Source organism: Dehalococcoidia bacterium (assembly GCA_028711995.1).
Taxonomy (GTDB): Bacteria; Chloroflexota; Dehalococcoidia; order SZUA-161; family SpSt-899; genus JAQTRE01.
Window position 1 is genome coordinate 19,426 of record JAQTRE010000027.1, and the last position, 9,192, is coordinate 28,617.

A 9,192-nucleotide genomic window follows, 5' to 3' on the forward strand; every position below is an offset into this window, starting at 1 on the left:
TCCGGTCCATTGAATTGCTAATGAGGAGGTAGCGTGACCAAGATCGGTCACGCTACCCTGATGATCCCTGTGATTTTGGTTAAAGCTTGCGGCAAATAAGGGCTACTTTTCTTCGGGAACCGCCTCTTCAGGAGTCCCTTCCTCACCTTCAGTAGCCGCTTCGATGATGACCTTGACGGTGGCAATCGCACCTTTGGCCACTTCAATCTTAACGTCATGGGTGCCGAGTTTGCGAATCGGCTCTTCTAGATGAATCATGGTCTTTTCAACCACATGCCCCAGCCGCTTAAGCTCTTGGACGATAGCGATACTGGAAACCGACCCGTACATGTTACCCTTGCTTCCAACCCTCTTGGCAAACGTCAGAGTGACGTTCTGCAGGACTTGAGCCTCGCCCTGCGCTTCCTGCATCTGCTGTTCGCGCAACTTGGCCGCAGCCCGCTTCCTGGTCTCGACACGCTTGAGCGCATCGGCTGTGGCTACCTCTGCAAAACCTTTGGGAAAGAGATAGTTTCTGGCATGGCCATCAGCCACGGTCTTAACATCGCCGATCTTGGCCACATTGGGAACATCCTGAAGGAAAACTACTTTCATATCCATCCACCTTTGCTCATTCGAACTCTTACTCGAAAAACTGTTAACAACATTGCTATTCTACCCTACCCCTGCCAAAACGGAAAGGGGTAGGAACAAAAGAGGTGAAGGACGCCTCCTTCCGGGGGTTTGGGGGTGGCCCCCAAATTCAACAATTCCCCCAACGATTGGGGGCCACGGGGTTTAGTTTGAGTTCCTTGAACAAATCCCAAACATCCCCCAGACATCGAATGCTTCACCCCTATCCAACCCCGTATCTGTCATGAAATACGATGTCCGACAACCCTTTCCGTGAAGGGCCCGTCGGTTTTCCCTCCGGGTATCCCAAGGGCAACAGGGCAACCACCTGAGCAGTCGACGGCACTTCCATCACCTGAGCCACCTTTTGGGCATCAAAAAGCCCGACGATCACCGTTCCCAACCCCAGGGAGTGGGCTGCCAGCGCCATATTCTGAGTGGCCAGCGCCGTATCGAACATAAACCAATCGCCCTTGTCTGTAGTTACATCTCCGTGATAGTAACCGGCCTTCTTCAGCTCGCCGCAGATCACGATGGTAACCGGGGCATTCCGAATGGCTTTGCTCGCAGGGTTGGCTGAATGAACGGCCTCTGATATCAAGTCCTTAACCCGGTCATCCCGCACCACGATGAATCTCCAGCACTGGGTATTGGCCCATGATGGCGCCCAGCGTCCCGCTTCCAGAACCGTGTTGATCAGTTCATCGCTGACCGGATCGGACTTAAACCGCCGTACGCTTCTTCTCTCGAGGATCGCCTGCATCAGTTCCATATCTACCCCCGATCTCTAGATATTGAACAGAATGGTCATCACATCTCCATCTTTTACCACGTAGGTTTTTCCTTCCAGCCGAATCAATCCCTTCTGACGCGCCGGGGCAAGCCCTCCCATTTTCACCAGATCGTCCTGGCCGATGACCTCCGCCCGGATGAACCCCCTCTCCAGATCGGTATGAATCTTTCCCGCCGCTTTCTGGGCAACTGTCCCTTCACGGATGGTCCAAGCCTTAACCTCATCCTCCCCCACGGTGAAGAAGGAGATGAATCCGAGGAGCTTATAGGAAAGAGCGACTACCCGCGCCAATCCCGCTTCACCGATGCCCATATCCTGGCGGAATACTTGCGCTTCAGCATCGTCCATCTGGGCCAGTTCCATCTCCAACTTGCCGCAAAGAGCAGCCACATCACACGTCTCGTTCTTTAACCGACCGCGGAAATCGGCTTCAAGAGCCTCAGCCCTGTCAAGCTGACTCTCACCAATATTCAAGAGCAACAGCACTGGCTTGGCGGTGAGAAAACGGTAGTTGGCCAGCGCCCGGTCTTCCGGTTCCGTTAACCCTTGCTGGCGAATCGGCGTTCCCTTTTCCAATGCCGATTTCACCCGCTCCAGCAGCGCCATCTCCTTCTGCGCCACATCTCGATCATGGGCCTTGGCCGATTTGAGGGAATCCTTGATTCTCTCCATCTTGCGCTCGATGATGGCCATATCGGAAAAGGCCAGCTCCATCTCCATAGACTCGATATCTCGCTGCGGATCAATGGTCTCGTTCACATGGGGAACGCCCGCATCTTCGAAAACGCGCACCACATGGATCAATGCATCCGCCCGGCTGATATGCGTCAGGAATTCGCCGCTGATCCCTTCCCCCTTGCCGAATCCTTTAGGAGGCGCGCCGATATCCACATACCGGACTTCCGCGGGCGTGGTCTTCTGCGGTTTGAAAAGCCTGCTGAGGCCTTCCAGCCGCTCGTCCGGCACCTTGACCATGCCCAAATTGGGCGCAATCATCCCGGTGGTATAGGAAGAAGTCTCCGCCCTGCCACGGGTAAGCGCGTTAAAGATCGTTGTTTTCCCACTCTTGGGGAGCCCGATAATACCCAGTTCCATAATCCCGCTTCCTGTCAGACCCCTCAACCTGGGGAACTTCTATAGGGAGTACTCTGACACAGCCGAGTTCCGACCGCTGACCTTGAGACTCGAACTGTGATACAATTCAACTGACCTGTCAGAGATCAGATTCCCGACTTTTATGTATTATACCCTAATCATCGCCCAATGGGAGAGTAAAATTGCCCCACATTCTCTATGGTGAAGATGACTTCTCGATCAAAGCGTCTCTGGCCAGAATCAAAGCGGATTCCGGAGGCTCGGAGCTGGGAGAATCCAACACCACAGTGTTCGATGGCAGCAAGGTCCACTTGGCCCAGCTTCTGGCCGCCTGCAACACGATCTCCTTTCTGGCTCCGAAACGATTGATCATAGTCGAAGGATTGCTGAGTCGCCTCGAACAAGGTGCCAAGCGCCGCGGCGGGAAACCCTCAGCGCCCGAATCAAAGGATTGGCTGACATTGGCCGAGCACGTGCCCACCATGCCGGAAAGCACCGTGCTGGTACTGATCGATGGAGAACTGAACAAAACCAATCCTCTTCTGAAAAAGCTGGCTCCGGTTGCCACCATCAAGGAGTACCGATCCCCCAAAGGCGCGGAGCTGCAGGATTGGGCTCGCTCCCGTGTGGCCGATAACGGCGGCAAGATTTCACCGCAGGCTTTGCGCCTGATGACCGATCTGATCGGCAGTAACCTCTGGATCCTTTCCAGCGAGATCGATAAGCTTTGCCTCTATGCCGGCAAGCGCTCCATTGAATTGGCCGATATCACCGCGCTGGTGAGTTATATCAAGGAATCCAATGTCTTCACCATGGTGGACGCCATCGTTCAGCGGAGATTGGGAATCGCCTCCCGGATGATGCACCAGCTTCTGGATGAAGGGGCCGCCCCTCCCTATCTTCTCTACATGATTACCCGACAGTTTCGCCTCCTCGTCCAAGCCAAAAGACTCCTGGCCCAAAATGTGCCTTCCAGCGCGATCGGCAGCAAAATGGGGCTGACATCCGCGTTTGTTCTGGAAAAGACGCTAGATCAGGCCAGAGAATATTCGATCGATCGCCTGGAGAAGACCTATCGCAGGCTCCTGGATACCGACCTTTCGATCAAAAAGGGGGTACTGGAAGGAGAACTGGCCCTCGATCTCCTGGTCACTGACCTGTGTTGATGCAAACCGGCTCAGATATCTCCCTTCTCACAATCGCACTCCACACTCTACTACCCGGCAGGCCATAGCACTGACAGAATGGCAATCGCCACAAACAGAGCGATCAAAGCTTTGATCCCAATTCGCCCCCTCATCCTCTTCATCCCCGGAATGGATTTCATCACCCCTGACCTTGGTCAGCTACAAACCTGGCGAATCCATGATATAATAACCCCGTTTAGCACAAACCCTCTTGCCTGTGCGAAAAAGGGGAAGACCTCTCACGAACCGCAGCGTCATCTAGCCTGATCCGGCATATCAGAATAAATGGATAAACACCATGAAGCGATTCTTTCTCATGTCCATGGCAATACTCATATCGATGGCACTCATGGTCAGCGCCTGCAGTTCGGGATCCGATAGCGGAACCCTCAAAACTCAAAATGCTGCACTGACCGCCGAGAATGCTGCGCAAAAGGTCGACCTGGAATCGGCAAAAACCAACCTTGACTCCCTCGAAGCCGAGTATGATTCCTTGAAGACAGGTTATGAAGAGGTCGAGGCCAAGCGCGATTCTTTGCAGTCAGAGTATGAAGCTATCAAGGTCCAGCAAGATTTCTTGCAGCCAAAGTATGATAAGGCGATCCGTGATCTTGCTACACTTGAGGCAGATTACCAGAGTCTTTTGAAGAGAGCTGAACAGTCGTCTCTCCGTAATCCCACCTGGCAAGAACTACGGACCTTCATATCGGCAGATGAGACGGATACGTATCCGTACAGCGCCGATCAGTTCGATTGCTCCGGTTTTGCCATCACTCTCAGGGACAATGCCTCGAATTATGGTTTCCGATCGGCCTATGTGGAACTTGGATTTGCAAGCGAGTCTACCGGACACGCACTGGACGCTTTTCAGACGACAGATAAAGGGCTGGTCTATGTAGATAACACGGAGAGGGATCAGATCGCCTATGTGGAAAAAGACAAGATATACGGCGTGATCATACTCGCGGGCGTCAAAGAAACGTTTATCGACTGCAATATGAAACCCGACGAGTTTTGGAAACCGCTGACCAATGCTCGATACACCGGCAACCTCTTCGGATACGGTTACTATCAGAACTACTCCCAGCGCAGCCAGTTCTACCGGGACAGCGTAGACGCCTACAATCATGACGTAGAGGCCTATAATGCCGTGATCAAACAAGGAACGGGTTATTCAGAAATCCTGAGCTGGGGAAACAGGCTCAAAGACTGGTTTCCCAACCTCGATGCGCTCTGGAAAGACCTCGGATCCAGCTACGTGAAACCGATGGGTGCCGTTTCCACCATCGAAACCTACTGGAATTGAGGGCTCTCTGATGAGTGTTCCTGCCGAACGGGTGAATAACAATGGCCTATGAAATTGCCCTGAACAAGGCACTGGATGACTTTGCCAAACTCAGCCCGTATGTGGCGGCTGCCAAAAGCGGCACCGACTTTGATGGGAAGAACTTCCGGATCAGGTTCTTTAATCGCGCTTTTCTTTTAAGTCACCCCGAGGGCAATATTCAAGAGGCGGCAAATCCGGCTCCCTTTCCTCAATGGCTTCGGCTGGTGATGCTGCATTACCTGATACACTCCGATGGTACTGCTGTGGCTGACGAGTGGATCACGTATCGTCAATTGCCGGGAGCTCTTTTCTTTGAACGCCGATTCTTCACCATGGCCATAAATCCATTGACCAAAAGCTTTGGGGAGGATATTGAAGGTTTCAGACTCGGTGCGCTGGCACTGGGAGGGGAAGTAATAACGCGCACTGGCGATGCAGGCTTCCGGTTCCTGGCTCTGCCCAGAATCCCTATCGCTTGTATTTTATATCTCGGTGACGAGGAAGTTCAATCCTCGGTTGCCATTTTCTTCGATGCGGCAGCTTCTGCCTACTTACCCACAGAGGATTTATCACTCCTGGGCTCCTACCTGAATACCCTGCAACGATACAAAACCCCGAAGTAGACATTTTCGGGGTGGCCTCTGGCAAAGATCTCCCATATCCCACACTCTGCACTTGTCTGGTCAATGCAGTCGGCAAACCATGTTGGCCCTCGCTTTTCAAAGGCCCAATCCAGAAAGTGAAAGGCTCTTACTGTTCTACAGGATATCCCCATACAACTTTGGGAGGACACCAGCACCACAAATTACATGCTCTCCCGCTTGAGGAATATCAGCCAAGACCCTAATCTGAGTGGTATAGAAAAACGTGGATAGGAGGCTGCGCAATGGCAAGAGAAACTCTGACCAAAGATAATCCATCGCTGAACGAATCATTGGTCCAAGATCGGCCAGCAGAACAGTGTATTCATCATTGGGTGATAGACCCACCCAGCGGCCCAACAAGTAAAGGATTATGCAAACGATGTGGTGAGGAAAAGGATTTCCCCAACCTTCTTCCCTCAGATAAAGAATGGAATTAATCGCGTTATCCGCCGTCTGGGTGCAGGACTGAAGCGAATATAGCTGCGCGGACCATCGGTTCAAAAAAGGCTATTCGTCTTCCTCATCTTCCGCGCTCGGGTTTTGCTCCCAGATAGGCTGGGTAAAGTGGTCAATGTATTTGGCCATGACCTCACGCGATAGCGTCCTCATCACTTCGCCCATCTGCTTGGCCTCTTGAGCAATATCCGAAAGGTCCATCTCTATTCCCAGTAGTTTGGTAAGCACGCCAAGTACGGCATATGAGGCTATCGGATTAGGCAACTCGGACGCATATTTGGCGGTCTCCCCCAGAAGGCAAACAGCCCCCAAACCTCTTTCCCTGGCTACCCCAAGCAACAATCCATTGAGTCCACGGATCTGAAAATCGCCGGTCAGTGTGATATCGTAGTCTCTCAGATCTTTCACCAGCCGGGAGCTGGTTGCTGCAGCCCATACCTGTGACTTTTCCACGCTGTGGTTGACGAGCGCGGCGGCACAGGTGTAAATCCTCTTTACCTTGAGCTTCTGAGCGGCATCAATAATGGCATGGGCCATCTCATATTGATTCCGATCCGGCTGAGCGTCCCCAATGAATATGACCAGGTCGCTTTTGCCCTTGGGCGTCCGGGCAAAATAGAATTTGCTCTCCGGGAATACCGGGACCTGAACCACATTGTTATGTACCAGAATGCCCAGCGGACTGTAAAAATCCAGTGGATCAATATCAGCAAATTCTTCGGCCGCCAGCTTGTCTCGGAGGTAGATCGCCACCTCCAGAGCAACATTGCTGACCCCCGGCCAAGCGGCCAGCAGCACCGGCTTTTTGAGTTTGGGGTAGTATTGCAGGTTCAGACAATCCATGCGAATCTCCATTCCATGCAAAGGAAGTCGTGATCAAATGCGGCTCAATCTTCTGTTACCCACTTGGGGATCAGGTGGGTTAGCCGACACTCGTCAGCGCTTCCCAAGTTTGGCACAAGCACTCCCGAATACTCAGGAGGGGCAACATTGGTAGCGCATAGGGGATTCGAACCCCTGATCTTCGCCTTGAGAGGGCGATGTCCTAGGCCGCTAGACGAATGCGCCAAAGATGGCTGGGGAACCAGGATTCGAACCTGGGCTAACGGATCCAGAGTCCGCTGTCCTACCGCTAGACGATTCCCCATCCCAACACGCCCTTGATTATAACTGAGTTGTGATAGCCTGACAAGTGATCATCACCGGTATCTCTCCAAGGCAGAACATGCTAAAATCATCTCCAGAGACCGGAACTCAGCAGAGATATCCCTCGAGGCTTTTTCAGCATTAGAAAAGAAAGGAAGGTAGTGCATGGCAATCATAAAGAAGGTTAAATCCAAGGAAACATTCATGGGCAAGTTGAGCCACGGTGCTGATTTACTGGAAGAGCTTACCGAGGTCTGCAAGAAGGAGAACATCAAGCTGGGACGCGTCGAGGCGCTTGGCGCAGTCCAGAAGGGTCGCGTAGGGTACTATGACCAGAAGACGCATCAGTATTCATTTCTGAATCTGGATCAGCCGATGGAGATCACCAATCTAGTGGGTAATATCTCCCTCAAGGACGGCAGCCCTTTTGTCCATGCCCACATCACCTTTTCTGATAAAGACGGCAAGGCGTGTGGCGGACATCTGGCGCAGGGCACCATTGTATTCGCCGGTGAATTTGTGTTGGAAGCCTTTGATGGGCCGTCACTGGAGAGAGGCCCGGATGCGGTGACCGGCCTCGCTTTGTGGAAAATATAAAGGCGCCGGGGGTTTTCTTATGGCAACACGCCCGTGAATTGAGGCGTGTTGCCACCTCAGCCAGAGGCACGGTAATTCCGTTAATAACGAAAGGCTTGTCCTTGAAGAACACTAATCGCACCGGGTTTGGGTGTCTGTGAAGGACTCGGCAGATGAGTATGCCTAGCGGATCGATGATGTCAGCATGAGCACTTCCAGGTTATGGCTGCTTGGCACTGCGTTAATCGGCATCTTGCTCCAGATCTATTATTATAGCCAGCTGCCGGATAGGGTAGCCACTCATTTCGGCGCTGGCGGACTTCCTAATGATTGGATGTCCAAAGGCGCCAATATGGCAATGGCTATCGGGCTGATCCTTTTCCTTTCATTGATATTCGGCCTCCTGCCGTTACTGATCAAAAAAGTGCCGCCCCGATTTGTGAACCTGCCAAAAAGGGAATACTGGCTATCACCCGAAAACAGGGAGAATACGTTGACCCGATTGGCTAGTTCGATGAGTGTCCTGGGTGTGGCGACCAACGTGTTTATCCTTTATGTTCTTCATCTGGCCTATAGGACCAATCAGTCCCACCCCGTCAAGCTAAACGAAGGGATGTTTTGGCCCGCACTGGGGAGTTTCATGACGTTTGCAGCTGTCTGGTCCGTCTTGCTCGTCATCCGATTCAATTCGCCTCCGATGGCAGCAGATGAAAAAACTCTGCCCCATTGAAGAGTGAGGGGAAACACCTCCGCTCAGTTCAGTTTCACTTGACACCTCATTTATCCTTTTGCTAACATCAGTAAGCTCTGGGGATATAGCTCAACTGGGAGAGCGCGGCGTTCGCATCGCCGAGGTTGGGGGTTCGAGTCCCCCTATCTCCACCAAAGGTATCAATAGGCAGAACCTCAGAATTTTCCTTCTTCTTGCTTCCGGCAGGCAGCGGCAGTTTATACCATAGGCTAACGTTGTCGCCATCCACCTCTATCCGCTTCACGAAAGAACGAAGAAAGGCCTTGCTCCCCGCTATATCCGATTCGGTCAGCATTGCTTTGAGATCGTGGACATGCGCTTTCACTCTCTCCCGATCCAGCTTCTCCGCGCCTTCGACCACGATATCAGCCTCTGCCTGAACTCTGGCCTTGCTCAGCTCATCCTGCCGGTCTCTCAATGCCCGTATCCTGGGAGCCAGGTCTGATAGTCTGAGTTCTCCTTTCTCCAGCGCTTCGTGGTTAGCCCAACTTCCGCAGTTTCGAAGCTGACAGGTGCTTCTCCCGAACGTAAAGTTGGTACTACATTGCTTTAATTTTCATTCGCTGAGGGAGGTGCAGCCCAAGCATCTGGAGGAGAACTGCCTG

At 52.6% G+C, this 9,192-nt stretch carries 10 protein-coding genes and 3 tRNA genes; 7 read left to right on the forward strand and 6 right to left on the reverse strand.

Annotated features, from left to right (window positions below; genetic code table 11):
* Positions 1 to 102: 102 nt before the first annotated feature.
* The 3 genes from rplI to ychF form a co-directional block, all read right to left on the reverse strand.
* Positions 103 to 594, reverse strand: a complete 492-nt coding sequence (gene rplI / locus PHV74_05955) for a 50S ribosomal protein L9 (GenBank protein ID MDD5093909.1) — start codon at positions 592 to 594, stop codon at positions 103 to 105.
* A 241-nt stretch (positions 595 to 835) separates the two neighbouring features.
* Complete coding sequence (locus PHV74_05960) at positions 836 to 1,384, reverse strand: nitroreductase family protein (protein ID MDD5093910.1); 549 nt, start codon at positions 1,382 to 1,384, stop codon at positions 836 to 838.
* A gap of 15 nt (positions 1,385 to 1,399) precedes the next feature.
* A complete protein-coding gene (ychF, locus tag PHV74_05965; GenBank protein MDD5093911.1) occupies positions 1,400 to 2,500 on the reverse strand; it encodes a redox-regulated ATPase YchF in 1,101 nt (366 codons plus the stop codon).
* Positions 2,501 to 2,682: 182 nt separating this feature from the next.
* Between ychF and holA the strand changes: the two genes are divergently transcribed.
* From holA to PHV74_05985, 4 genes are all read left to right on the forward strand, one after another.
* Complete coding sequence (gene holA, locus PHV74_05970) at positions 2,683 to 3,666, forward strand: DNA polymerase III subunit delta (GenBank protein MDD5093912.1); 984 nt, start codon at positions 2,683 to 2,685, stop codon at positions 3,664 to 3,666.
* 319 nt (positions 3,667 to 3,985) lie between these two features.
* Positions 3,986 to 4,993, forward strand: a complete 1,008-nt coding sequence (locus PHV74_05975; GenBank protein ID MDD5093913.1) for a hypothetical protein — start codon at positions 3,986 to 3,988, stop codon at positions 4,991 to 4,993.
* 41 nt (positions 4,994 to 5,034) lie between these two features.
* Positions 5,035 to 5,637: a DUF3786 domain-containing protein gene (locus tag PHV74_05980; GenBank protein MDD5093914.1), complete on the forward strand. Its 603-nt coding sequence runs from the start codon at positions 5,035 to 5,037 to the stop codon at positions 5,635 to 5,637.
* A gap of 263 nt (positions 5,638 to 5,900) precedes the next feature.
* Positions 5,901 to 6,095: a hypothetical protein gene (locus PHV74_05985; protein ID MDD5093915.1), complete on the forward strand. Its 195-nt coding sequence runs from the start codon at positions 5,901 to 5,903 to the stop codon at positions 6,093 to 6,095.
* A 70-nt stretch (positions 6,096 to 6,165) separates the two neighbouring features.
* Here the strand turns inward: PHV74_05985 and PHV74_05990 are convergent, their stop codons facing one another.
* The 3 genes from PHV74_05990 to PHV74_06000 form a co-directional block, all read right to left on the reverse strand.
* Positions 6,166 to 6,957, reverse strand: coding sequence for a PAC2 family protein (locus PHV74_05990; protein MDD5093916.1), 792 nt, complete (start codon positions 6,955 to 6,957; stop codon positions 6,166 to 6,168).
* Positions 6,958 to 7,105: 148 nt separating this feature from the next.
* Positions 7,106 to 7,182, reverse strand: a tRNA-Glu gene (locus PHV74_05995).
* Positions 7,183 to 7,187: 5 nt separating this feature from the next.
* Positions 7,188 to 7,261, reverse strand: a tRNA-Gln gene (locus tag PHV74_06000).
* Positions 7,262 to 7,425: 164 nt separating this feature from the next.
* Between PHV74_06000 and PHV74_06005 the strand changes: the two genes are divergently transcribed.
* The 3 genes from PHV74_06005 (at position 7,426) to PHV74_06015 (ending at position 8,721) form a co-directional block, all read left to right on the forward strand.
* Positions 7,426 to 7,857: a DNA-binding protein gene (locus PHV74_06005; GenBank protein ID MDD5093917.1), complete on the forward strand. Its 432-nt coding sequence runs from the start codon at positions 7,426 to 7,428 to the stop codon at positions 7,855 to 7,857.
* Between the two features lie 184 nt (positions 7,858 to 8,041).
* The gene (locus tag PHV74_06010) at positions 8,042 to 8,566 is read left to right on the forward strand and encodes a DUF1648 domain-containing protein (GenBank protein MDD5093918.1); all 525 of its coding nucleotides are present in this window, start codon (positions 8,042 to 8,044) and stop codon (positions 8,564 to 8,566) included.
* Positions 8,567 to 8,645: 79 nt separating this feature from the next.
* A tRNA-Ala gene (locus PHV74_06015) sits at positions 8,646 to 8,721 on the forward strand.
* Positions 8,722 to 9,192 lie beyond the last annotated feature (471 nt).